At 70.7% G+C, this 25,035-nt stretch carries 20 protein-coding genes; 1 reads left to right on the top strand and 19 read right to left on the bottom strand.

Going from position 1 to position 25,035, the window contains the following annotated elements:
- Window positions 1-41: 41 nt before the first annotated feature.
- The 6 genes from ACIPV1_RS09985 to ACIPV1_RS09960 all read right to left on the bottom strand — a co-directional run bounded on the left by ACIPV1_RS09985 (window position 42) and on the right by ACIPV1_RS09960 (window position 6,748).
- The gene (locus ACIPV1_RS09985) at window positions 42-1,517 is read right to left on the bottom strand and encodes an NAD(P)/FAD-dependent oxidoreductase (RefSeq protein WP_123294735.1); all 1,476 of its coding nucleotides are present in this window, start codon (window positions 1,515-1,517) and stop codon (window positions 42-44) included.
- Between the two features lie 38 nt (window positions 1,518-1,555).
- Entirely contained in the window at window positions 1,556-2,104 is a 549-nt protein-coding gene (locus ACIPV1_RS09980; protein ID WP_111084823.1) for a DUF501 domain-containing protein, read from the bottom strand.
- Window positions 2,105-2,171: 67 nt separating this feature from the next.
- On the bottom strand, window positions 2,172-2,705 hold the full coding sequence (locus ACIPV1_RS09975; protein ID WP_111084824.1) for a septum formation initiator family protein: 534 nt from the start codon (window positions 2,703-2,705) through the stop codon (window positions 2,172-2,174).
- Window positions 2,706-3,055: 350 nt separating this feature from the next.
- Window positions 3,056-4,339: a phosphopyruvate hydratase gene (gene eno / locus ACIPV1_RS09970; RefSeq protein ID WP_111084825.1), complete on the bottom strand. Its 1,284-nt coding sequence runs from the start codon at window positions 4,337-4,339 to the stop codon at window positions 3,056-3,058.
- Between the two features lie 96 nt (window positions 4,340-4,435).
- Complete coding sequence (hisS, locus tag ACIPV1_RS09965) at window positions 4,436-5,680, bottom strand: histidine--tRNA ligase (RefSeq protein ID WP_123939044.1); 1,245 nt, start codon at window positions 5,678-5,680, stop codon at window positions 4,436-4,438.
- Window positions 5,681-5,953: 273 nt separating this feature from the next.
- Window positions 5,954-6,748 (bottom strand): MazG family protein, encoded by a 795-nt coding sequence (locus tag ACIPV1_RS09960; RefSeq protein ID WP_402726288.1) that lies wholly within the window; start codon window positions 6,746-6,748, stop codon window positions 5,954-5,956.
- Between the two features lie 90 nt (window positions 6,749-6,838).
- Here ACIPV1_RS09960 and nhaA point away from each other — a divergent pair, with 90 nt between their 5' ends.
- Complete coding sequence (gene nhaA, locus ACIPV1_RS09955; RefSeq protein WP_402726287.1) at window positions 6,839-8,017, top strand: Na+/H+ antiporter NhaA; 1,179 nt, start codon at window positions 6,839-6,841, stop codon at window positions 8,015-8,017.
- Window positions 8,018-8,191: 174 nt separating this feature from the next.
- Here the strand turns inward: nhaA and mfd are convergent, their stop codons facing one another.
- From mfd to ACIPV1_RS09890, 13 genes are all read right to left on the bottom strand, one after another.
- Entirely contained in the window at window positions 8,192-11,806 is a 3,615-nt protein-coding gene (mfd, locus tag ACIPV1_RS09950; protein ID WP_402726286.1) for a transcription-repair coupling factor, read from the bottom strand.
- Between the two features lie 80 nt (window positions 11,807-11,886).
- Window positions 11,887-12,471, bottom strand: coding sequence for an aminoacyl-tRNA hydrolase (gene pth, locus ACIPV1_RS09945; RefSeq protein ID WP_131845277.1), 585 nt, complete (start codon window positions 12,469-12,471; stop codon window positions 11,887-11,889).
- Between the two features lie 29 nt (window positions 12,472-12,500).
- Window positions 12,501-13,133 (bottom strand): 50S ribosomal protein L25/general stress protein Ctc, encoded by a 633-nt coding sequence (locus tag ACIPV1_RS09940; protein ID WP_111084831.1) that lies wholly within the window; start codon window positions 13,131-13,133, stop codon window positions 12,501-12,503.
- A 199-nt stretch (window positions 13,134-13,332) separates the two neighbouring features.
- On the bottom strand, window positions 13,333-14,700 hold the full coding sequence (locus tag ACIPV1_RS09935; protein ID WP_402726285.1) for an RbtT/DalT/CsbX family MFS transporter: 1,368 nt from the start codon (window positions 14,698-14,700) through the stop codon (window positions 13,333-13,335).
- A gap of 402 nt (window positions 14,701-15,102) precedes the next feature.
- Window positions 15,103-16,014, bottom strand: a complete 912-nt coding sequence (locus tag ACIPV1_RS09930) for a hypothetical protein (protein WP_402726284.1) — start codon at window positions 16,012-16,014, stop codon at window positions 15,103-15,105.
- A 15-nt stretch (window positions 16,015-16,029) separates the two neighbouring features.
- Complete coding sequence (manD, locus tag ACIPV1_RS09925; RefSeq protein ID WP_260213489.1) at window positions 16,030-17,382, bottom strand: D-mannonate dehydratase ManD; 1,353 nt, start codon at window positions 17,380-17,382, stop codon at window positions 16,030-16,032.
- Entirely contained in the window at window positions 17,379-18,683 is a 1,305-nt protein-coding gene (locus tag ACIPV1_RS09920; protein WP_402726283.1) for a mannitol dehydrogenase family protein, read from the bottom strand. The genes manD and ACIPV1_RS09920 overlap by 4 nt, the downstream gene beginning before the upstream one ends.
- Window positions 18,680-19,567 carry a sugar phosphate isomerase/epimerase family protein gene (locus ACIPV1_RS09915; RefSeq protein ID WP_402726282.1) on the bottom strand — a complete coding sequence of 296 codons (888 nt, stop codon included), beginning with the start codon at window positions 19,565-19,567 and terminating at the stop codon, window positions 18,680-18,682. The genes ACIPV1_RS09920 and ACIPV1_RS09915 overlap by 4 nt, the downstream gene beginning before the upstream one ends.
- On the bottom strand, window positions 19,564-20,766 hold the full coding sequence (locus ACIPV1_RS09910) for a Gfo/Idh/MocA family oxidoreductase (protein ID WP_402726281.1): 1,203 nt from the start codon (window positions 20,764-20,766) through the stop codon (window positions 19,564-19,566). The genes ACIPV1_RS09915 and ACIPV1_RS09910 overlap by 4 nt, the downstream gene beginning before the upstream one ends.
- Window positions 20,763-21,602: a sugar phosphate isomerase/epimerase gene (locus tag ACIPV1_RS09905; protein ID WP_132099548.1), complete on the bottom strand. Its 840-nt coding sequence runs from the start codon at window positions 21,600-21,602 to the stop codon at window positions 20,763-20,765. The genes ACIPV1_RS09910 and ACIPV1_RS09905 overlap by 4 nt, the downstream gene beginning before the upstream one ends.
- 85 nt (window positions 21,603-21,687) lie before the next feature.
- Entirely contained in the window at window positions 21,688-22,647 is a 960-nt protein-coding gene (locus ACIPV1_RS09900) for a carbohydrate ABC transporter permease (RefSeq protein ID WP_165901164.1), read from the bottom strand.
- Window positions 22,644-23,660 (bottom strand): carbohydrate ABC transporter permease, encoded by a 1,017-nt coding sequence (locus tag ACIPV1_RS09895; RefSeq protein ID WP_402726280.1) that lies wholly within the window; start codon window positions 23,658-23,660, stop codon window positions 22,644-22,646. Before ACIPV1_RS09895 ends, ACIPV1_RS09900 begins: the two co-directional genes overlap by 4 nt.
- The gene (locus ACIPV1_RS09890) at window positions 23,660-25,018 is read right to left on the bottom strand and encodes an ABC transporter substrate-binding protein (protein WP_402726279.1); all 1,359 of its coding nucleotides are present in this window, start codon (window positions 25,016-25,018) and stop codon (window positions 23,660-23,662) included. The genes ACIPV1_RS09895 and ACIPV1_RS09890 overlap by 1 nt, the downstream gene beginning before the upstream one ends.
- Between the last annotated feature and the right edge of the window lie 17 nt (window positions 25,019-25,035).

Below are 25,035 nucleotides of genomic sequence, written 5' to 3'. Positions count from 1 at the left end.
CACCCCGAAGGGTGACCGCCTCTCGTGGGCTGCTGCTGGGACTACTTGGCGTCGGCCGGGGCCTTCACGGGCTCGGCCTCGTTCGAGACGTCCTTGGCGGGCTCGCCGTACGCCGGGCCGGCGGCACCGGCGGGCTTGCCCTCTTCCGGAGCCGGAGCGGCGGCCGGAGCTGCCGGGGCCTCGGCCGCGGGCTTCGGACGGGACGCGAAGGCCTCGAACGCAGCGCGCGGGGTCTCACGGTCGTCGAGCGACGCGATGTCGCGGCCCAGGAAGAAGCCACCGACCCAGTCGCCGATGACGCGCCACTTGCGCTCCCACGACGGCATCGCCATGCCGTGGTAGCCGCGGTGCGCGCCCCACGCCAGGAAGCCCTTCATGGCGAACTTGCCGGACTGGAACACGCCGATGCCGAGACCGAGGCCCGCGACGGCGCCGAGGTTCTCGTGCTTGTAGTCGGTCGTCGCCTCGCCACGGATGGTCGCGACCAGGTTCTTCGCGAGCTGCTTCGCCTGACGGACGGCGTGCTGGGCGTTCGGCACGCAGAAGCCGCCGACGCCACCACCGGTGAGGTCCGGCACGGCTGCGACGTCGCCACAGGCCCATGCGTCCGCGATCACGCCGTTGTCGTCGACGACGCGCAGGTCGGGCTGCACGCGGATGCGACCGCGCTGCTCGAGCGGGAAGTCGGTGCCCTTGACCATCGGGTTCGCCATGACACCGGCGGTCCAGATGATGAGGTCGGACTCGATCTTCTCGATCGCGCCGTCGCTCGTCTTGAGCTCGCAGACGCCACCGACGGCCGAGGCCAGCTGGGTCTCGAGGTGCACGTTCGCACCGCGCTGCGCCAGGTTCTTGAGCACCCAGTGCGAGGTCTCGAGCGAGACCTCGGGCATGATGCGGCCCATCGCCTCGACCAGGTGGAAGCGCGTCTCGTCGAAGGAGAGCTGCGGGTAGCTCTTCAGCAGGTCGGTGACGAAGGAGCGGAGCTCGGCGAACACCTCGATGCCGGCGAAGCCACCACCGACGACGACGACGGTCAGCAGGCGGTCACGCTCGGGACCGGCCGGCAGGTTCGCCGCCTTGTGGAAGTTCGTGAGGATCTTGTCGCGGATCGCCGCGGCTTCCTCGATCGTCTTGAGGCCGATGGCCTCGTCCGCAACACCCGGGATCGGGAACGTGCGAGACACCGCGCCGGCGGTCATGACGATCTGGTCGTAGGACTCCTCCCACGCCTCGCCCTCGGTCGGCGTGATCGTGGCGGTCTTCGTCGCGTGGTCGACCTTGGTGACCTTCGCGGTGACGACGCGGGTGTTCTTGAGGTGGCGGCGGTGCGAGACGACCGCGTGACGCGGCTCGATCGAACCGGCAGCGACCTCGGGCAGGAACGGCTGGTACGTCATGTACGGCAGCGGGTCCACCATGACGACCTCGGCTTCGCCCTGGCGAAGGTGCTTCTCGAGCTTCCATGCGGTGTAGAAACCGGCGTAACCGCCGCCGACGACGAGGATCTTGGGCACGGGGGATGATCTCCTTGGATGGGGGTTTCGGAGTCGAGTCAGACTTCGCCGCCACCCGCCCCGACTCCAGCGTCTGCACCGTCATCATACGCCCGGCACTCACACCGGGAGGGCGACCAGTCCGCGCGCTCGAGCGCGAGGTCACCGATGGGGTTGACGCCGGGTCCGGCGGCGAGGGCGTGACCGACGAGGGCGTGCAGGCACTTCACACGGGTGGGCATGCCACCGGCGCTGATGCCGACGATCTCGTCGACGTGCTCGATCGACTCGCGATCGGCCAGGTAGGACTCGTGGGCCGCGAGGTACGCGGCCGCGGTGGTGTCGTCCTCGAGCAGTGCTGCCAGCTCCGGCATCACCTGGTTGGCCTCGAGGGTGCTGACCGCGGCGGTGGCCGCGGGGTGGCACAGGTAGTAGAACGTCGGGAACGGGGTGCCGTTCGACAGTCGGGGCTTCGTGGAGACGACCGTGGGGTTGCCACAGACGCACCGTGCCGCGATCCCGATGACGTCGCGTGCCGGTCGGCCGAGCTGCGCCGACACGACCTGGACGTCGCGGTCGGAGGGCGGGTCGAAGGGAGGGGTCGTCACGGGAACGTGAGCCTACCGGAGACCCGGTACCCCGCGCACCGTCGTGCCGGACGGGTCCGGCTCGGAGCTACTTGCTCTCGCCGGTGCCCGAGACGTCCGGGGCCACGAGGTCGGCGGCGGTCTCGTCGGTGAGCCCCGACTGCAGCACGGAGGACAGCATCGCCTGCACCCAGTCCACCTTCGGCGTCTGGACCTTCGTGCTGACGGGCGTGCCGGAGTCCGTCGTCGGCGTGGTCTCGGCCTTCCGGTCCTCGGCGCCCATCACGAGGTAGCTCTCCTCGCCCGGGTACACGTAGAGCAGGCGGTCGCGCGCCTGCGCCTCGATGTACGCGGGGTCGTCCCAGCGGGCGACGTCCTTCTTCTTCTGCGTGACGTCGGCCTTCTGGCTCGCGACCTCACGCTGCTGCTGGGCGATCTGCTCCTGCTGCTGGATGAGCGTGCGGAGCGACGGGGCGAGCACCACGACGAAGAGCACGATAATCGCGAGCATCAGCAGGCTGAACCCGGAGAAGTGGATCGAGCGGTACCAGGGCTGCGCCGACGTGCTGCCGTCGGGCATCGCCACGGGGACGCGGCGGACGCGGGGCTTCTGGCTGGGCACGTCCCGACGATAACCCGACCGACGCGGTGGGAGCGCCCGGCACGCGGCCGTTCGGTGGCCTCTCAGCGACTCGCGTCGTCCGATCGATGCTGCCGGGAGGCGCGGCTCCGGTCCGCACCGTCCGGCCCGTGCCGGGAGTGGTCACGACACACCGCCCGGCGTGCGTCCGGCGGCCACGTCCTGTCGGCCAAGCCCGGGCCAGCCGACGACTCGTGACCACTCGACGCAGCGCGCGCGGCAGGTCCTGACCCCGGCACGGAGGGACGCGATCGAGGTCCGCACACGACGAGACGCCGTCCTCCCGGAGGAGGACGGCGTCTCGGTGGTGCTGGTGCTACTGGCCCGGGTGGTTACAGGGCAGCGGCGCGCGGGAAGGCCGAGCGACCGGCGTACACCGCGGCGTCGCCGAGCTCTTCCTCGATGCGGAGCAGCTGGTTGTACTTCGCGACGCGGTCCGAACGAGCCGGTGCACCGGTCTTGATCTGACCACCGTCGACCGCGACCGCGATGTCCGCGATCGTGGTGTCCTCGGTCTCGCCGGAGCGGTGCGACAGGATCGAGGTGAGGCCGTGACGGTGCGCGAGCGAGACCGCGTCGAGGGTCTCGGTGAGCGTGCCGATCTGGTTGACCTTCACCAGGATCGAGTTCGCGGCCTTCTCGTCGATGCCCCGCTGCAGACGCTTCGGGTTGGTGACGAACAGGTCGTCGCCGACGATCTGGACCTTGTCGCCGAGCTCGGCGGTCAGGTGCGACCAGCCTTCCCAGTCGTCCTCGGCCAGCGGGTCCTCGATCGTGACGAGCGGGTAGTTCGCGACGAGGTCGGCGAAGTACGCGGTGAACTCCTGGCTCGAGAGCTGCTTGCCCTCGAACGAGTACTTGCCGTCGTGGAAGAACTCGGTGGACGCGACGTCGAGGCCGACGGCGATGTCCTTGCCCGGGGTGTAGCCGGCCTTCTCGATCGCGGTCAGCAGGAAGTCGAGCGCCGCACGGTTCGACGCGAGCTCCGGCGCGAAGCCGCCCTCGTCGCCGAGGCCGGTCGCGAGGCCCTGCTTCTTCAGCTCGCCCTTGAGGGCGTGGTAGGTCTCGACGCCCCAACGGAGCGCCTCGGAGAACGACTCGGCGCCGTACGGCACGAGGAAGAACTCCTGGATGTCGACGTTGGTGTCCGCGTGGGCACCGCCGTTGACGACGTTCATCAGCGGAACGGGCAGCGTGTGCGCGTTCGGGCCGCCGAGGTAGCGGAACAGCGGCAGGTCAGCCGAGTCGGCAGCGGCACGGGCCACGGCGAGCGAGGCACCGAGGATCGAGTTCGCGCCGAGACGGGACTTGTTCTCGGTTCCGTCGAGCTCGATGAGCGCGGCGTCGACGAGGCGCTGGTCGGTGGCGTCGAAGCCCTCGAGCGCCGGGCCGATCTCGTCGAGGACGGCGTCGACGGCCTTGAGCACGCCCTTGCCGCCGTAGCGCGAGGCATCGCCGTCGCGGAGTTCGTACGCCTCGAACGCGCCGGTGGAGGCACCGGAGGGGACGAGCGCGCGGGACACGACGCCGTCGTCGAGGAGGACCTCGACCTCGACCGTCGGGTTGCCTCGGGAATCGAGGACTTCGCGTGCGCCTACGGCATCGATCAGGGCCACGGGGTACTCCCTACACATTGGTTGTGGTGTTTGCGGGACCGATCCTAGCGAGCCGAGGTGAACACGACGTCGACCGTGACGCCCGGTGTGGACAACTCAGTCGAGCGGGCGGAACTCCACACCCTCGAGCGACGTCGTGTCGGCGCCGACGGTCGCGAAGGCGGAGAACCCCTGCGCGGCCAGACCGGCGAGCAGGTTCTTCGTGTTCTTGGTGCGCCGTTCGAGCCGCACGCGCCGGTGCGATGCGAGCGCCTCGGTCTTGAGGGCCGCGAGCCGGACCGGGTCGACGTCCTTGTCGTAGACGAGCACCACGGCGTCCGACTCGGCGGACTCCGGGAGTGTCACGAGGTCGACCAGGCGCTCGAAGCCCAGCGAGAAGCCGACCGCGGGGACGTCCTGCCCGAGGAACCGACCGATCATGCCGTCGTACCGACCGCCGCCGCCCAGGCTGTAGCCGAAGTCGGGGTGCGCGACCTCGAAGATCGTGCCGGTGTAGTAGCCCATGCCGCGCACGAGCGTCGGGTCGAAGCGCAGGTCGACGCCGGGCAGCGCTTCCCGCAGGCGCAGCAGGTCGGCGAACGCCTCGGCGTCGAGCCACGCAGCCCCCTCGACCGAGGTCCAGTCCGCGGCCTCGAGCGAACGGATGGTGTCCTCGAGCCCCGGCAGCTCCTGTCCGACGGTGCTGCGGAGCTCGGCGGCGACGCCGTCCGGGCCGATCTTGTCGAGCTTGTCGACCGTGATGAGTGCGCGGTCGGCGGCAGCGGGGTCCGCGATGCCCCACGACGCCAGCAGGGTCAGCAGGATCCGCCGGTCGTTGATGCGGATCGTGGTGCCGGTCACCCCGAGCGCGTCGAGCGCGGCGGTCGTGGCGCGGATGAGCTCGATCTCGGCCAGCTGCCCGGGCTCCCCCAGGATGTCGATGTCGCACTGCACGAACTGGCGGTAGCGCCCCTTCTGTGGACGCTCGGCGCGCCAGACCGGCGCGATCTGCACCGATCGGAACACCGAGGGCAGCTCGGCGCGGTGCGAGGCGTAGAACCGGGCGAGCGGCACGGTCAGGTCGAACCGGAGCCCGAGGTCAGCGAGGTCGAGCGGCGCCTGGGCAGCCTGCAGGTCCTCGGTGCTGAGCCCGCGCTTCATGACCGCGAACGCCAGCTTCTCGTTGTCGCCGCCGAGCCCGGAGTGCAGCCGCGCGGCGTCCTCGACCACGGGGGTCTCGATCTCGTCGAACCCGTGCCGCGAGTAGACGTCACGGACGACACCGAGCACGTGCTCGCGTCGGGCCTTGTCCGCCGGGAGGAAGTCGCGCATGCCACGGGGTGCCGTCACGGTCGTCGCCATGGCGTCAAGTCTGGCAGATGCGCATCGACGAGTTGCGCGGCATGCGTCCTACTGGCATACTGCATTCAGTACCTCGGTTCGGAGCGTGCCTGATCCACTCTCCGGACCGATCGCGTGGGCACCGTGCTGCAGTGTGCCCCGCGACCCGAGCGGGTTCTGCGTGCACACCTCTCCCTGGGGGTGTGCCCACCCGCTCACGGGCGCCCTCCTTTTTCGGGTTAGGAGGGCGCCCTTCTCTTTGCCCGCGCACACACCCTGCGGCTCCCCGCGCACTCACTCCGCGGCGCGGCCGGCTTCCTCGAGCGCAGCGACCGCCACGCGGAGACTCGCGACCGGGTCGATCCCGTCCCGCACCGCTCCGGCGACCTCCTCGAGCATCGCGATCCCCCACGCCGGGTCCACCGCCCCCGCACCGTCGGCCGGTGCCGGCGACCCGACCGATGCCCGAGCGGTCCCCGCTCCGGGTGCCGCAGCCGACGTGGCGGACGTGCCGCCGGCCTCCCGGTCAGCGACCGAGCCGAACGCGGCGGACGCGACGGACTCGACGGACTCGACGGGCGCGACGGGCGCGGCGGCCACGACCGACGCGACGGCAGTGTCGGCCGCACCGTGCTCGTCCAGGCGCTCCAGCAGCTTGACGGCCCGCTCCAGTGGCGGCATCGCACGCGGGACGCCGTCGAGGGCGCTCGTCCGGGCCGACTTCTCCGCCGCCTTCGCCGCGCGCCACACCCGGACCACGTCGTCGACGGTGTCCGCGGTCTCGTCGCCGAACACATGCGGGTGTCGACGGACCATCTTGTCGCGGACCCCGGCGGCGACGTCCTCCAGGGTGAACTCCCCCGCGCGTTCGGCGATCCCGGCGTGCAGGACGACTTGGTACAGGACGTCGCCGAGCTCCTCGCGGACGTCGTCCGGGTCGCCGTCGTCGATGGCGTCGACGAGTTCGTAGGACTCCTCGACCGCGTAGCGCGCGAGCGTGGCGTGGGTCTGCGCCCGGTTCCAGACGCAGCCCCCGTCCTCGGCGAGCAGGCGGTCGACGACGGTCACGAGGTCCGGTACGGCGGTCATCGCGCCATCGTCTCACCCACGTATGCTGGTCGTGGTGTGTCGGGAAGTCTGGTCGACGGACTACCACCCGACCCCTCGAGACGGAGATCCATGTCGTCCCTCGTCCGCTCCCCCCGCTTCAGTGCCATCGCGCTCCTGACCGCCGCCGTGCTCGGCCTGGTCGTCGCGAACTCTCCGGTCGGCCCCGGCCTCGAACGGCTGCTCGACGCGCACCTACCGCTCGGTGCCGTCGGCCTCGACCTGTCGATCGCGCACTGGATCAGCGACGGCCTGCTGGCGGTGTTCTTCCTGCTCGTCGCGATCGAGCTGAAGCAGGAGCTCGTCGACGGTGAGCTGTCGAACCCCAAGACCGCGATCATCCCCGCCATCGCGGCGGTCGGCGGCGTGCTCGTGCCGGCGGGCATCTTCCTGCTCGTCACCGCTGGCACGCAGTACACGCACGGCTGGCCGATCCCGACGGCGACCGACATCGCGTTCGCCCTCGGTGTCCTGGCGATGTTCGGTCGCGGGCTACCGAGCGGCATCCGGGTGTTCCTGCTCGCACTCGCGGTGCTCGACGACCTCATCGCGATCATCATCATCGCCGTCGTGTTCGCGCACGACACCGACTTCCTGGCCCTCGCCGGTGCCGTCGTCACGCTCGCGGCGTTCTGGCTGCTCGGCCGGATGCTCCGTCCGGGGCGCAGCGGGCAGACGCTGCTCATCGTGGCGATGGTCGTGGTCGGGCTCCTGACGTGGTGGCTCGTCTACCACTCCGGCGTGCACGCCACGATCGCCGGCGTCGCGCTCGGGCTCGTGCTCCCCCGGCGTCCGGGCCACACCCTGCACGAGAACGTCGAGCCGTGGTCGAACGCCATCGTGTTGCCGGTGTTCGCGTTCGCGTCGGCCGCGGTGGTCATCCCCGCCGTCGGCATCGGCGAGCTCTCCCCCACGTTCTGGGCGGTCGTCATCGCGCTGCCGGTCGGCAAGGTCATCGGGATCACGCTGTTCGGCGCGGTCGCCACGCGGATCTTCCGCTCACCGGGGCGGTCGTCGTTGTCGTTCTTCTCGATCATCACCGTCGGGGTGCTCGGCGGGATCGGCTTCACGGTCTCGCTGCTCATGAACGAGCTCGCGTTCGCCCGGAACGAGGAGATCCTCGACGAGGGCGTGCTCGCCGTGCTCGTCGGCTCGGGCATCGCCATCGTCGCGTCGGCGGTCGTGGTCACGCTGCGGGCGCGGGCGTACCGCGGGCGGCGCGAGCTGTCCGAGGCCGAGGCGACCGAGTAGCGGGCGCGGGCCGGCGCGGGCGCGCACCACCTTTGCGACGATCCACGCGTCGACCGACGCGTGGATCGTCGCGAACAGCGTGTGCGCGGTGGACGCGCCCACGAGCGGACGGGAGGCACGGTGCCAGCCCGCACCGTGCCTCCCGTCCGTCGCCGCTCGCGACCACTGCGCTCCTTACGCGGCCGGCGCCTCCGCCGGCGTCGTCGCGCCGTACACGGCGGTGAGGATGCTCTCGACCCACTGGATCAGGGCGTCGTCCGGCAGCGCCTGGTCGTGCGGCCGCGGCATCGGGATGCTCGCCGCGTTCTGCTGCGGGAACCACTTCGCGCCCGGGAACATCCGCTTGAGCCGCACCTGCGACGAGTCGGCGAGCTCCTTGCCCGCCACGCGCAGGTTCGACCCCATGACCACCACGTCGGACAGGCCGACCTGCTGCGCCATCCGACGCAGGCGGGAGACCTCGACCAGCGTCTGCACGGCCTGCGGCGGCTGCCCGTAGCGGTCGGTGAGCTCGTCGAGCACCATGTCGATGGCGTCCCGCTGGGCCGTCGGAGCCGAGGCCGCTGACAGCTTCTGGTACGCCTCGAGCCGGAGCCGCTCGGACTCGACGTAGTCCTCGGGGATGTGCGCGTCCACCGGGATCTCGAGCCGCAGCTCGGTCTGCCCCTCGGCCACGTCACCGCGGAACTGCGAGACGGCCTCGCCGATCATCCGGAGGTACAGGTCGAACCCGACGCCCGCGATGTGCCCGGACTGCTCGCCGCCGAGCAGGTTGCCGGCGCCGCGGATCTCGAGGTCCTTCATGGCGACCTGCATGCCCGCGCCGAGCTCGTTGTTCGCCGCGATGGTCTCGAGGCGGTCCTGTGCGGTCTCGGACAGGGGCTTCTCGGAGTCGTACAGGAAGTACGCGTACCCGCGCTCGCGCCCTCGGCCGACACGACCGCGCAGCTGGTGGAGCTGCGACAGCCCGTACTTGTCGGCCTTGTCGATGATGAGCGTGTTCGCGTTCGCGATGTCGAGGCCGGTCTCGATGATCGTCGTCGACACGAGGACGTCGAACCGGCGCTCCCAGAAGTCGACCATGACCTGCTCGAGGGTGCTCTCGGACATCTGCCCGTGTGCCACGGCGATGCGGGCGTCCGGCACGATCTCGGCCAGGTGCGCGGCGACGCCCTGGATGTCCCGCACGCGGTTGTGCACGTAGAACACCTGGCCCTCGCGCAGGAGCTCGCGGCGGATCGCGGCGGCCACCTGCAGGTCGGACTGCGGCCCGACGAAGGTCAGGATGGGGTGGCGGTCCTCGGGTGGGGTCGCGAGGGTCGACATCTCGCGGATCCCGGTGACCGCCATCTCGAGTGACCGCGGGATCGGGGTCGCCGACATCGCCAGGACGTCGACGTTCGTCTTGAACTTCTTCAGCTGGTCCTTGTGCTCGACGCCGAACCGCTGCTCCTCGTCGATGATGACGAGCCCGACGTCCTTGAAGGTGATGCCCTGCGACAGGATCCGGTGGGTCGCGATGACGATGTCGACGGTGCCGTCGGCAAGCCCGGCGATGGTCTCCTTCGACTCCTTCTCGGACTGGAACCGGCTCAGGGCGCGCAGGTGCACGGGGAACCCGGCGAAGCGCTCCTGGAACGTCTCCATGTGCTGGCGGACGAGCAACGTCGTCGGCACGAGCATGACGACCTGCTTGCCGTCCTGCACCGCCTTGAACGCGGCGCGGATCGCGACCTCGGTCTTGCCGTAGCCGACGTCGCCCGAGAGCAGGCGGTCCATCGGGATGGGCCGCTCCATGTCCCGCTTGATCTCGTCGATCGTGGTGAGCTGGTCGGCCGTCTCGGCGAACGGGAACGCCTCTTCCAACTCGCGCTGCCACGGGGTGTCCGGGCCGAACGCGTGCCCCTTCGACGCCATCCGCGCCGAGTACAGCTTCACCAGGTCGACGGCGATGTCGCGGACGGCCTTGCGGGCCTTCGACTTGGCGGCGGACCAGTCCGAACCGCCCATCTTCGACAGGGTCGGGGACTCGCCACCGACGTACCGCGAGAGCTGGTCGAGCTGGTCGGTCGGCACGAAGAGCTTGTCGCCGGGGTAGTTCCGCTTCGACGGCGCGTACTCGAGCACGAGGTACTCGCGCTGCGTCTTCACCGCGTTGCGGCCGCCGGAGCTGACTTCGCGGCTCACCAGTTCCACGAACTTGCCGATGCCGTGGGTCGCGTGCACGACGACGTCGCCCGGCTTGAGCTGCAGCGGGTCGACCACGTTCTTGCGACGGCTCGCGAGCTTCTTGACGGTGCGCGCGCCCTGCTGGACGCTCCGGCCGTAGAACTCCGCTTCGCTGAGCACGACGATGCGCGGATCCGGGATGGCGAAGCCGTGCTCGACGGTGGCCGTCGTGACGATGGCGACACCCGGTTCGGGAGGCGCGGGCAGGGCTTCGGCACGGGCTGCGACCCCGGCGTCGGCGAGGACCTGCACCGCCCGCTCGACCAGACCCTGGCCCTGGGCGGTCACCACGACCGCCCACCCGTCATCGGTGAGCGCCTTGACGTGCGCGATCGCGCCGTCGGCGCTGCCCGCGAAGCTCGGTACTGCCTCGGCACGGACGCGGATGTACTCCCCCGCCTCGGCTGCTGCTTCGGCGTCGGTGAGCACGCGCGCGGTGTCGCCTTCGTCGAGACCGGAGTCGAACGGCGACACCGTCCACCAGGTGCGCTGGCCGCGGGTGTTCTTGAGCTGCTGCACCGTCAGGAAGTTGCCGGCGTCGAGGTCGATCGGCGCCTGGGCCCCGGCGACCGCGGCGCTCCACGCGGCCTGCAGGAACTCGGTGTTCGTCTCGGCCAGGCTGTTCGCGCGACCGTTCACCCGCTCGGGCGAGAACACCGCGATGGTGGCGTCCTCGGGCAGGTACGACGTCATCGGGACGAGGTCCTGCACGAGCGCGGGGGCGAGGGACTCCATGCCCTCGACCGGGATCCCCTCGGCGATCTTCGCGAGCATCTGGGACAGGTTCGGGAACTCGTGGAGCATCTCGCGCGCCCGCTGCCGGACGTCGTCGCTGAGCAGGAGTTCGCGCGAGGCCGTGAGTTCGACCGAGCCGAGGTCGTCCTCGGTCGTGCGCTGGTCGGCGACCGAGAACGCCTTGACGGCCTCGATCTCGTCGCCGAAGAAGTCGACGCGGACGGGGTGGTCCGCGGTGGGCGGGAAGACGTCGAGGATGCCGCCGCGCACCGCGAACTCACCGCGCCGCGTGACGAGGTCGACGCGGGCGTAGGCCATGTCGACCAGCTTCGCGGCGATGGCGGCCAGGTCGTTGCCGCGCGAGTCGGTGCGCAGCACGACGGGTGCGAGCGAGGTCAGGTTGGCGGCGATCGGCTGCAGCGCTGCGCGGACGCTCGCCACGACGATGGTGGTGCGGCGGTCGGCGGCGTCGGCGGCGGCGGCGGACCAGGACGCGAGCCTGCGGAGCGTCGCGATGCGGGTGCCGACGGTCTGGGCACTCGGGCTGAGCCGTTCGTGCGGCAGGGTCTCCCACGCCGGGAACTCGAGGACGTCGGCGTCGGGGACGTAGCTGCCGAGGGCGTCGCGGACCGCTTCGGCTTCACGCCCCGTCGCCGTGATGACGAGCACGCACTGCGGCCCGTTCCGCTCGGCGAGCAGCGCCCCGAGCAGTGGGACCCGCAGGCCGTCGACGACCGAGAAGTCGGCGTCACGAGGCGCGGCGCGGAGCACGCGATCGAACGCGGAGGCGCGCGAGAGCGCAGGGATGATGCCCGAGATCGTCACTCAGGAGATGGTACCGGCCCCCACCGACACCGCCCGCGTGGTGCGCGACGGGCGAACACGGCCGGGATCGGTCAGCGCGGTCAGGACGGCGCGTGCACCCGCTGCTGCGCGGCGACGAGTCCGACCTCGGCGATCGCCTCGACCGCGTCCGCGGCGTCGGCCAGCAGGATGGGCAGCGACTTCTTCTCGGCTGCGGAGAAGTCACGCAGCACGTAGTCGGCGGGGTCCTGACGACCGGGCGGACGACCGATGCCGACCCGCACGCGCGTGAACTCGTTCGTGCCGGTGGCCTTGATGATGTCGCGCAGCCCGTTGTGCCCGCCGTGACCCCCGCTGCCCTTGAGGCGGACGGTGTCGAACGGCAGGTCGAGCTCGTCGTGCACGACGACGAGGTCGGCCGGGGTGGCGCTGTAGAACCCGAGGACCGACGAGACCGGTCCGCCCGAGGTGTTCATGAACGAGCCCGGTTTCGCCAGCACCAGGCGCGGACCGCCGGGCACCAGGCGCCCCTCGGCGACCTGGTTCGGCGTCTTGTGCTTCTTGAACCGCGCACCCATGCGGGCGGCGAGTTCGTCGAGGACCATCTGGCCGACGTTGTGACGGTTGCCGGCGTAGTCGGGCCCGGGGTTCCCGAGTCCGACCACGACCAACGTTCGATCCGCCACAGCGTCGACCAGATGCCTTCGAAGGGGTGTTACTCGGAGTCGACCGGCTCGGAGCCGCCCTCGGCACCGGCTTCGGCACCGGCCTCGGCCGAGGCCTCGTCCGCAGCGTCGTCGTCAGCGGTGCCACGCGGGGTGACGATCGCGACGACCAGCGCCTCGGCGTCGGTCTCGAGCTCGGCGCCCTCGGGGAGCTCGAGCTGGGCGGCGTGGATCTGCACGCCGTCCTCGAGGCCCTCGACGTTGACGACGACGTGCTCCGGGATGTCGGTCGCCAGGACCAGCAGGGAGACGGTGTTCAGGTCCTGCACGTGGATCGTGCCGGAGAAGGACTCGCCCTCGATGACGACGGGCACGTCGACCGTGACCTTCTCGCCGCGGCGCAGGACCACGAGGTCGATGTGCTCGATGATCTGGCGCACCGGGTCACGCTGGACGTCCTTGACGAGGGCGAGCTGGGCCGCACCCTCGATGTCGAGGTCGACGACCGCGTTGGCGGTACGGACGAGCAGCATGGTCTCGTGACCGGGCAGCGAGATGTGCTTCGGCTCGGTGCCGTGGCCGTAGACCACTGCCGGGATCTTGTCGGCGGCGCGGAGCTTGCGCGCTGCACCCTTGCCGAACTTGGTGCGGACGTCCGCTGCGAGCTTCGTGTAGTCGGCCATGGTGCCTCCTGGTCTCGGGGGTCGACACCGGCGGTCCGGCATCGTGGGGGTCTGTGGTGTTGCAACTCGAACGCGTGCACGCGTGAGGAACGTTCCCTGGGCTGGGCCGGGTCTCCCACCGCGTCGATCACGGCCGCTGTCGCGGCCCTCGCCGAAGTCAATCACCGACTCTACCAGCACCCGCCGGGCGTGTCGTGCCTCAGTGCCCAGCGGCCACCGCCTCCTTCGGCACCTTGAGGAACGACAGCACCACGAAGGCGAGGACGTAGAGGCCGACGAACGTCCAGACCACGCCACCGGGCCCACCCCACGGCAGGACGGCGCTGACCACGGCGTTGCCGAGGAAGGTCGCACCGCCGGCCGCCGTGGCGTACATGGCCATCGCGGCGCCGCGGCGCTCCTCGCCGGCGAAGGCAGGGACGATCGCGCCCATGGGCGTGAACCCGGCGAGCATGATGCCGAACACCGTGCCCGCGGCGGTGGCGAGCCAGAAGCCCCACTCGGAACCGGCCGGCACCAGGTGCGGGACGTACCACCAGGCCAGCAGCCCGATCGCCGAGGCGCCGATGCCGAACCACTTGACGGTGCGGATCCAGCCGATGCGGTCGCCGAGGGCGCCGAAGAAGGCGTTGAACAGGATGTTGCCGGCGTAGACGATCACCGTCATCGTGAGCCACTTCGACTGGCCCCACCCGAGCTCGGTGCCGATGATCGCCGGCATGATCACGAACATGCCGAACTCGGGCGCCGTGTTGACGAGCCGGATCAGGACGGCGAGCAGGACCTTGGGGCGCGTGATGCAGACCTCGATGCCGCTGGCGATGACCCGTGCGGCGGAGTGCGAGCGCGGGGCGATGCGGCCGAGCCCGGTCCGCTCGTGCACGCCGAACCGGACGATCACCCAGCCGGCCACGACCAGGACGAGCGACAGGGCCATCGACCACGTCTCACCCGTGTGGCCGCCACCGAACGCGGGGATGCTGCCGATCGCGATGAGCGAGCCGAGCGTCGGCAGGCCGCCGGTGAAGACGACGTAGAACCAGCCGACGGCCGTGGCGTTCCGGTCGCGCGCCACGGTGTGGTTCACCCAGCAGAGGAACGAGAAGGCGAACAGCGGGAAGCCGAGTCCGCGCAGGAAGTACGTCAGGGCGATCAGCCCGACCGACCCGGTGGGCAGTGCCGCGAGGAACGCGACCTGGAACACCACCCACAGGACGGCCCCGATCGTCATGACGCGGCGCGGGCCCCACAGCTCGGAGAGCACGCCGGCGAAGTAGGACGCCACCAGGACGGCGACGCCGTAGATGCCGATCACTATCGCGGCGCTGTCCGTACCGCCCGAGCCGAGGGCCGCGGCGATGTGCGGAGCGATGAAGTTCGACTCGATGCCGTCGCCCGTCATGAAGACGAGGACACCGAGGAAGCCCCAGCGCAGCGGGTGCGGGATGCCGAGGCGGGCGATGAAGCCCTCGCGCCCGGCAGCCGGTGGTGCGGTGGCAGGTGGGGCGGTCGTCACGCCGTTCGGCGGGGTCAGGGTCGTGGTGCGGTTGGTGCGGGGTTCCGACATGTGTCGTCTCTCCTGGAGGGGCCCCGGAGTGCTCGACCCGGCATCGCGGCATGTCTCCGGGGTGCGCCGCGCGCCACGCACCCGACCGCCCGCGCAGTGGCTGCGGGCGGTCGGGGCGTCGGCGATGATGCGAGTCCTGTACCCGGGGCGCCCCGTGCTGATGCGGAGACGGATCCCGGCGGACCATCGCCGGCCCGAAGCATGGTGTCCGACGTTAGACCGCTCCAACGCCACTCGTCAAGAACGACAACTGTTGTGTAACGATCGGCGGTCGTGCCGCGCGGAGGGAGTCGTTCCGGGCGTAGTGGGTCGTTCCGGGCATAGGTGGTCGTTCCTTTCGGCCGAGTACGCCCGATTCGACCTTCCATCGCGCGCGTGATGGGAAGGAACGCTCCGCGAGGCTCAGCGGCCGAGGCTGCGCCGGTGCTCCTGGGCAGCCGCCAGCAGCTCGCGGGCGTCGTTGCTCGTCGCCTCGGCGGCGTCGCGCGCCCGTTCGAGGGCCTCGATCTCCGCGATCGCCCGATCGAGCTCACGCTGCAGGTCAGCCCGGCGGTCCTCGGCCTGCTCGAGGTCCGCCTCCGCGGCGTCGAGTGCGGCATCGGCGTCGCGCGACTCGCTCCGGGCGGCGGTCTCCGCCTGGCGTGCGGCCTTCCGCTCAGCGGCCGGGTCACGCTTCGGCTCGGGCTGGGCGTCCGGCTGCGGTCCGTCCTGGGGTTCCGTCTCCGTCGACCGGGAGGCACGGCTCGCCTTCCGCGCGCCCCTCGCCTGGGTGATCGGGATGGGTGGGGCATCGCTGCCGGACCAGGCGTCGGGCACCGCGTCCGGATCCGCGAGCGCCCCGTCCAGGTCGACCGCGTCGAACCCCACGCTCTCCAAGGGCGTCACGAGCAGCCCCGAACGCACAGCGGCGCCTGCGTGCGGATCGGCCATCGCAGCTTCGATCGTCGCCCGCACCTGTGCCAGCACCGCCGCCGTCACCGGGTGTCCGGCGTCCGAGGCGAGGTCGGCGCCGGCCTGCGTCAACGCCTCGATCACCTCGGAGCGGTGCTGTCGGAGTGTCCGGATCTCGCCGGGGTCGGCGTCGGCCTGGGCCTTGCGGAGGGCTGGCCCGAGGTCGACCGCGTCGTCGAGGGCGCCGTCGTGCGCGAGCAGGTCCACGACCCACGCTGCCGGTGCCGGCTTCCGGAGCTTCCCGATCGCCGCCGCCAGGGACCGGTCGTCCTTCCGGACCGCGCGTTGGCGAGCCGTGCGCTCGGCGACGAAGTCCCCCGGCGCGACGAGCAGCAGCTCCCGGGCGACCTCTGCGAACTCCACACCCACAGCTTGCCGCTACCAGTCGTGCACCGTTCCGTCGGCCAGGCGGTTGAACGGCAGGTAGGCCTGCTCGTACGGGTACTTGCCGGCCTCGTCGACGTCGAGGCTGACCCCGAGGCCGGGCTCGTCACCGGGGTGCAGGTAGCCGTCCGTGAAGGTGAAGGTCTGCCGGAACACCTGGTTCGTCTGCGGCCCGTGCTGCATGTACTCCTGGATGCCGAAGTTGTGGATCGCCATCCCGAGGTGCATCTGGGCGGCCAGGCCGACGGGCGAGATGTCGGTCGGCCCGTGGAACCCGGACTTGATCTGGTACATCGCCGCGTAGTCCATCGTCTTCTTGAGCGGGGAGATGCCGCCCATGTGCGTGACGGCTCCGCGGACGTAGTCGATGAGCTGGTCGCGGATGATGTCCTTGAAGTCCCAGATCGTGTTGAAGACCTCGCCGATCGCGAGCGGCGTGGTGGTGTGCTGCCGGACGAGCTTGAGTGCCTCTTGGTTCTCGGCGGGGGTGCAGTCCTCGAGCCAGAACAGGTCGTACGGCTCGAGGGACTTGCCGAGCTTCGCGGCCTGTAGCGGGGTCATCCGGTGGTGCCCGTCGTGCAGGAGCGGCAGTTCGGGTCCGAACTCGTTCCGGACGGCCTCGAACACGGTGGGCACGTGGCGCAGGTAGGCGCGGGTGTCCCAGTCCTCCATGGCGGGGAAGGCTCCGCGCTGGGCCGGCTCGAAGTCGTACCGGACGCCCTCGTTGCCCTCGGTGGTCTTGTTCGACGCGATGCCGTAGATGCTCTCGAGGCCGGGGACGCCGGTCTGCACGCGGATCGAGCGGTAGCCCTCCTCCTGGTGCTCGCGGATCGAGTCGAACAGCTCGGGGAGCTCCTTGCCCGAGGCGTGCCCGTACGCCATCAGCCCGGTGCGCGAGGCACCACCGAGCAGCTGGTACAGCGGCATGCCGGCGACCTTGGCCTTGATGTCCCAGAGCGCCATGTCGACGGACGCGATCGCCGCCATCGTGACCGGGCCGCGACGCCAGTACGACGAGCGGTACAGGAACTGCCAGGCGTCCTCGATGCGGCTGGCGTCGCGGCCGATCAGCAGCGGCACGACGTGCTCGGACAGGTACGCGGCGACACCGAGCTCGCGGCCGTTCAGCGTCGCGTCACCGAGGCCCGTGACACCGTCGGCGGTCGTGATCTTCAGCGTGACGAAGTTCCGGTTCGGGCTGGTGACGATGACCTCGGCACGCTCGATGAGCTGGCCGCGGTCGGCCGACGCCCACGTGTCCGGACGCCCGGAGGTGTGCCCGGTCGCCGCGCCGGTGTCGGCGGCGCCCGGCACCGGGGCCGCGGGGTTCGTGGTGGTGTCGGTCATGCGTGGACTCCTTCGTCGGTGCTCGTTCGGGCGGTGCTGGTGGTGGTGCGTGCGGCGGTGCTCGCCGCCCGGATGTCGTCGGCCGCTGCGGTGATCGCGTCGACCACGGCGGTGGTGTCGAGGTCGGGGGCGATGACGCGCAGCACGTCGCGCACGTCCGAGTCTGCCCCGGGGGCTCCGTCGTCGTCCACGAGGTCGGGCTGCGTCGTGACGTGGAGCCACCACGCGGCGATCGCGGTCGCGGCGCCGGGCCCGATGCCGGCGGACGGCTCGCGCTCGAGTCGGTGCCGCACGACGTCGACGACCCGGACGGGGAGCTTCTGCGACCCGCCGGACGCGATCTGCCGCAGGGTGTGCCGGATGCGGGGGTTCTGGAACCGGTCCACCAGGGCGGCACGGGCGTCGGTGACCTCGTCGGCAGGCAGGGGCAGTTCGCGGGCGGCCTCGTCCCACAGCTGCTCGACGGCGGCACGGCACACCGGGTCGTCCATGGCCGCGGCGACGGTCTCGTGCCCGAGCTGGAGCCCGAGGTACGCGAGCAGCGAGTGCGAGCCGTTCAGCAGCCAGAGCTTCCGCTGCTCGTACGGGGTGACGTCGTCGACGATGCGCACGCCGGCGGTCTCCCACGCGGGGCGGTCGATCCCGTCGAAGGCGTCCTCGAGCACCCACTCCGCGAAGGGCTCGGTGACGACGGGCACCCGGTCCCCGGCGAGTGCTCCCGGCAGGGCGGCGAGGCCCTCGACGTCGGCGTCGGTGGTCGCAGGGGTGATCCGGTCGACCATCGACGACGGGAACGAGACGTTCGCCTCGATCCACGCGCGCAGGTCGGGGTCGGTGGTGGCGCCCAGCACGGCCTCGCGCAGCACCGCGCCGTTGTGCGTCAGGTTGTCGAGGCTGACGAGCGCGATGCGTCCGGAGCCGGCGGCACGCCGGGCGTCGAGCCCCGCGACCAACCGGGCCGGGACGTCGGAACCGGACCGGTAGCCCTGCTCGGTGACCGTCAGCGTGACGATGGTGGTCTCCGGGGGCGCGACCACGTGCCTCCAGGCTGTGTCGTCGCTGCCCGGGTGGGCGGCCACGATCGTGTCGACCACCTCGGCGTCGTCGCCGGTCGCAGCACGCGTGATGAGCGTGTACCGGCAGTCCTGCGCGGTGAGGGCGTCCGCCGCCGCGGGCGAGCGGCCGGTGAAGGCCGTGATGCCCCACGGCTCCCCCGTGGTGTGGGCGGTGTACAAGGCGAGGTGGGCACGCGCGAACGCGCCCACCCCGAGGTGGACGATGCCGGGGCGGCGATCGGTCATGCGGTCACCGCGACAAGGGACCGCAGGTACGCCAGGTTGTCGGCGGTCCGGGCCTCGAGGGGCAGGTCGGTGGAGAAGTCCTCGATGGTGACCCAGCCGTCGTAGCCGACCTGGCGGAGGGCGTCGAGGTACTCGGAGACGGAGGCCTGCCCGGTGCGCAGCGGCGCCCACTCGTTCTGCCAGATCGTGCTGCCGTCGGCGCGGGTGTCGCCGGTGTCGACCCAGCGGGCGTTCTTCACGTGGGCGTGCGCGAGGTACGGGCCGAGGAGCTCGAACGCGGCGAGGTGGTCCTCCTGCCCCTCGATGACCAGGTTGCCGAGGTCGTGGATGACGCCGAGGTGCTCCGGGTCGAGGCCGTCGACGAGCCGCAGCGCCGCCGAGGCCGAGGGCGTGATCGTCATGTGGTGCAGCTCGACGAGCGCCTTGACACCGAGCTCGGTCGCCCGGGTCACCGCCCACTCGAGGTCGGCGCGGGTGCGGTCGAAGATCTGCCCGTACGTCTCGCCGGTGCGTTCCTTCTCCTGCCGGTACATCGGCATCGAGACGCGGACCTGGCGGGCGCCGAGCTCGCTCGTGACGCGGAGCATCGTCTCGACGCCCTCGTGGTCCGACGCCTGCTGGTACCCGCCGATGCCGGAGTACTCGAGGCCGGCGGCGTCGGTGATCCGCGCGATCTCGCCGACCTGGTCCTGGATGCCGGTGAACTGCCACGTGGAGTTGTTGCCGGCCCAGAACGAGCGACCGGCGGGCACGACGGTGCCGTCCGCGGGGCGGTCGTCGACGATGCGCCACTCGACGCCGTCCCAGCCCTGCTCGGCCAGCGTCGAGGCGGCCTGCGACGGGGTCCAGTCGGGGGTGGAGGCGGTGAACACGGAGAACTTCATCGGGTGGCTCCTTCGGTCGCGGTGGCGGTTGCGGGTGCGCCGACGACCGGCACCACGTCGTCGTACTTGCCGTCGATCACGTCGTCGATCCGGACGGGCTGCCCGAGCGTCGCGCTGACGTACAGCCCGCGGACGGTGGCGAGCGACACGAGGGCCGCGTCGACGGTCACGCCGGGCGCACGGCCCTCGCGGATCGCGGCCACGATGTCGGTGTACTGCCGGCCGTGCCCTGCGGCGAAGTGGTCGGGCTCGGCAGGGCCGCCGACGACGTGCTCCGGCGGGACGACGTCGTCCTTCTGGTCGACCGCGCCCGCGACCGCCGAGGCGTTCGAGGTGGTCGACGCGGACTCGAGCGTGGCGGCGTCGGGTGCGATGTGGAAGTAGGCCAGGCGGTCGTCGTCGACGATCGCCGACCCGTGCGTGCCGTACACGGCGTAGCGGGCGGAGAGGCCCGGGTACGCGGCGGTCGTGCAGTGGATGACACCGAGCGCGCCGCCGGCGAACCGGACGGTGGCGACGGCGGTGTCCTCGACCTCGATGCGGTCGTGCGCGAGCAGCCCGGTCTGGGCCGAGATCTCGACCGGACGGCCGAGCGCCCAGACGAGCAGGTCGACGGTGTGTACGCCCTGGTTCATCACGGCGCCACCACCGTCGAGCGCCCAGGTGCCGCGCCAGTCGCCGGAGTCGTAGTAGCCCTGCGACCGGTACCAGGCGACGCTCGCCAGGCCGGAGGTCACGGTGCCGAACCCGCCGTCGTGGGCGGCTGCGGCGACGGCGGCCGAGGCCGGGTCGAAGCGGTGCTGGCTGATGACGCTCGTGACGAGTCCACGCTCGCGTGCCGCTGCGGCGAGCGCGGCGATCTGCCGGGCCCGGGGCATCGTGGTGTCGAGGGGCTTCTCGATGACGACGTGCTTGCCGGCGGCCAGGGCGGCCTCGGCGAGCTGGACGTGCATGCCGGAGGGCGAGCAGATCGCGACGACGTCGATGTCGGTCTGCGCGATCGCTTCCTCGATGGTGGACGTCGTGACGGGGCGGGTGACGCCCAACGCCTCGATCTCGTCGGCGGCGCTCGTGGCGGCGGCGGGGATCGCGTCGACGAGGGCGACGACCTGCAGGTCCGGGTGGTGGACGGCGACCGTGGCGTGGTGGCGTCCGATGACGCCGGCGCCGACGACTGCCAACTTCAGTGGGGTGGTCATCGCAGGGTGACTCCGATCTGGTCGGTGAGGGTGCGGAGGGCACGACCGGCGCGACCGAAGGCCGCGGGGCCGGAGAACCCGCCGAGGGAGGTGAAGTCGCTGAGGTGCGGCTCGAGCGAGGCGTAGCCGGAGTAGCCGGCGTCGCGCAGCGCGGTGAGGGTCTGGAGCAGTTCGCCGTCGCCCTCACCCGCGGGGACGACCGACGAGTCGGCGGCCAGGGCGTCCTTGACCTGCAGGTAGTCGACGTAGGGCGCGAGCTGCGCCCACCCGTCGGTGAACGGCTTGACGCCGCACTGCACGTAGTTCGCGTTGTCCCAGGCCAGTCGGAGCGCCGGGGACCCGACGCTCTCGACGATGTCGAGCACGCGCGAGGGGACGTCGCCGTAGATGTCCTTCTCGTTCTCGTGCAGCAGGGTCACGCCCTCGCGTGCGGCGAGGTCGGCCAGGGCGCGCATCCGGACGAGGACGTCGTCGCGGACGTCCTCCGGCTGCCGGCCCTCGAAGTAGAACGAGAAGATCCGGATGTTCGTGGTGCCGAGGGCGTGTGCGGCGGCGATCGCGCGACCGAGCCGTCCGACCTCGTGCTCGACGGGCTCGTCGACGGAGACCTTGCCGATCGGCGAGGCGATGGCGGACACGGTCTGTCCGCGCTCCTCGAGCAGGCGGTGGAGTCCGGCGAGCTGGTCCTCGTCGAGGTCGACGACGTTCGCGCCCCAGGCGCTGCGGACCTCGATGGCGCTCGCGCCGAGCGCCTGCAGGACCGCGACCTGGACGACGGGGTCGGCGTCGATCTCGTCGCCGAAGCCGGAGAGTTCCCACGTGGGCTGGTCGGTCATGGTGTCCTTTCGTGTCGGACGGGAGGCGCGTGGCGGGGCCGCCACGGGCCTCCAGTCCGGTTCTGGGTTGCGGTGACTGCCGCGCTCACTTGACGGAGCCGGCCGTCAGACCGCCCACCAGGTAGCGCTGGAAGATGAGGTACAGGGCGACGACCGGCACGGCGCAGACGATCGAGGCGGCCATCATCTGGCCGTAGATCGGGACAGCACCGCCCTCTTGCGCGGTGCCGAGCACCTGCAGGACCACGGCCACCGTCCGGGTGTTCGGGGTCGTCATGATCGTGGAGAACAGGACGTCGTTCCAGCCGAGCAGGAAGGCGAAGATCGCCGAGACGACGATGCCGGGCCACGACAGCGGCAGGACGATCTTCGTCAGGATCTTCGTGCTCGAGGCGCCGTCGATGCGGGCGGCCTCCTCGAGTTCCTTGGGCAGACCACGCAGGTAGGTGACCATGACCCAGGTCGAGAACGGCAGGGCGAACGTCAGGTAGGTGACGAACAGACCCCAGCGGGTGCCGATGATCTGCACGCCCGTGGCGCTGGCGATGTTCGAGAACACCACGAACACGGGCAGCAGCAGGAGCGTGCCGGGGATCGACTGCAGCGCGAGGAGCCCACGCAGGATGGTCAGGCGGCCGAGGAACCGGAACCGGACCAGCACGTACGCGGTGGACACGGCGAGCGCGGCACTCGCGATGGCGACCGCGCCGGCGGTGAGCATCGAGTTGACCAGCCCCTCGCCGAGGGCGACCGTCGACCAGATCTCGACGTAGTTCGACAGCGTGAACTCGGACGGGAAGTACTCGCCGCGGGCGACCGCGACGTCCGAGTTCACCGAGCCGAACAGGATGTACAGGACCGGGACGGCGATGAACGCGATGATGATCGCGATCACCACGATGAGCAGCCAGCGGGGCAGGAGCCGGGTGACGTCGGTGTCGTAGGGGCGTTTGTGGCGTCGACCGGGTGCGGTGATGCTCTCGGTCAGGGTCGACGTCGGGCGGGTCCGGGTGGTGCCGGCGAAGGATGTGCTCTGGGCGCTCATGCTCGTGCTCCGTCGATGTCGGCGGCGGTCGGGGCGGCGGCGAGCGTGGCGCGGTCGGCGCGGCGCTGCTTCCGGTTGGGGCCCGCGTCGTCACCGGTGTCGAGCTTGACGGCTCGCAGGTAGACGAACAGCGGGATGGCGACGATCACGAGCGAGCAGATCGCCATGGCTGCGGACAGACCGAAGCGGAACGACTGGAAGCTCGCGATGTACGTCAGGACGGGCATGACCTCGACGCTCGACGGCAGCGGGATGCCGAACAGCACGAACGGCAGGGTGAAGTTGTTGATGTTGTGCAGGATCGCGATGATCACGGCCAGGCTGAGCGGCCCGCGCAGGTACGGGAAGATGATGTAGCGGAGCTTCGCCCACCAGGTCACCCCGTCGAGCGCGGCGGCCTCGTGCACCTCGTTGTCCACGGCCTGCAGTCCGGCGAGCGACAGCAGGTAGACGAACGGCCAGCTCGTCCAGATCATCACGCCGGCCAGCGCCCAGTAGGACGCGGAGCCGTTCAGCCAGAGCACGTCGGTGTGCAGGATCGAGTTCACGACGCCCTGCGGCTGCAGCATCGTGCGGAAGAACGTGCCGACGACGAACGCGGGCAGCACGTACGGGATCAGGTAGATCGACCGGACGAGGCCGCGCCCCGGGAACCGGTTCTGCGTCGAGATCGCGGCCGCGACGCCGATCGGCACGGTGACCGCGGTGACCAGGACGGACAGCGACACCGAGATCCAGATCGAGTGGAGCAGGGGCGAGTTCGTGAAGGCCTCGGTGAAGTTCGCGAAGCCGATGAAGGGGGCGCTGAACCACTGCCGCAGCGTGTACTGGTCCAGGTCGAGCATCGCGATGTAGAAGCCCACCAGGAGCGGCACCACGATGACGGCGAGCATGAGGACCCCGCCGGGGATGAGCATCCAGAGCGGACGCTCCTTCTTGTACAGCGGCGTCGTGCCGTGCGGGCGGACCGTCGGCTCCGTGCGCTGCGGCGGTCTGGTCTGGGTGCTGGTCATCACAGACCTCCGTTCTTCTGACGGTCGAGGGTGGACTGGGCGTCCTTCTGGGCGTCCTGCAGACGCTTGCGGAGCTGGTCGTCGGTGACCTCGCCGCTCTTGAGCGACGGGATCGACTGCACGACCACGTCGACCAGGGCGAGCTGGATGTCGGACCAGGCGCCGGTGAAGGCGGTGGGCTTCGACAGGCGGCCCGCGTCGATGATCGGCTTGAGCTGCGGGTTGTCTGCTGCCAGGTCAGCGGCAGCGGACGCGTTGGTCGGCAGGTTGCCGAACAGGTCGTAGTACTCGAGCTGCGCCTTCGGTGCGCTGAGCTGCTTGACGAAGTCGAAGGACAGCTGCTGCTTCGTGCCGTAGTCGGCCACGACCCAGTTGTCGCCGGACAGGATGCTCGCGGCCTCGATGCCGTCGGCCGGGCGCTCGCTGGCCCCCGGCGGGACGGTGGGGAGCAGGGCGAACTCGTACTTGCCGTCGACCTTGGTGTCCTTGAACGAGTTGATCGCGGTGGTGGTCGTCATCGGGAAGAACGCGGCCTTGCCCTCGGTGAACTGGGCCAGGGCCTGGGCGTTGTTCCAGCCGATCGCGGCCTTGTCGACGACGCCGTCCTTCGTGACCCAGTCGAAGTAGGTCCGGTACGCGTTCTCGACGGCGTCGCTGTCGATCTCGGCCTTCCCGTCCTTCGAGACGATGGTGTTGCCGGCGTTCTGCGCCATGCCCCACACGAACTTCCACGGGTCGAAGCCGTCGGCGTAGGCGATCGCCAGGCCGTGCCGGCCGTCACCGGTGGTGGCCTTCGCGTCCTCGGTCAGCTCGTCCCACGTGGTCGGCATGTCGGTGATGCCGGCCTTCGCGAGGAGGTCCTTGTTGACGGCCATCACGAACGGACGGCTGGCGAACGGGATCCCGATCTGCTTCGAGTCGCTCGGACCCGAGATGCCGAACGAGGCCGGGTCGAACTGGTCCTTGCCGCCGATGGCCTGCCACTCCTTCGATCCCATCTCGACGAAGGCACCGGTGGCGTAGGCGGTCGGGGTGAACGTGGTGCCGATGGCGTAGACGTCGGGGCCCTGGCCGGAGATGACGCTGGTCTGGATCGCGGTCAACTCCTCCTGCGCGGACGAGTAGGTCTCCCACTGGATGTCCGCACCGGTGGTGCGCTTGAACTCGGCAGCAGTGTCCTGCTGCCACTGCTTGCGCTCCTTGGGGTACGTGGTGTCCGCGCCCATCATCACGCGGAGGGTGTTCGGGTCGTCGCCGCTGCCGTTCACGACGGCGCAGCCCTGCAGGGAGAGAGCGGCGAGGGCGATCACCGCGACGGCACCGACGAGGGTGCGGGGCTTCAGCCGTGTTCTGTTCATCCGGGGGCTTCCTCCTC

This window comes from Curtobacterium sp. NPDC089991, assembly GCF_044748425.1.
Lineage (GTDB): Bacteria > Actinomycetota > Actinomycetes > Actinomycetales > Microbacteriaceae > Curtobacterium.
This window is presented reverse-complemented; position numbering and strand designations above follow the sequence as displayed.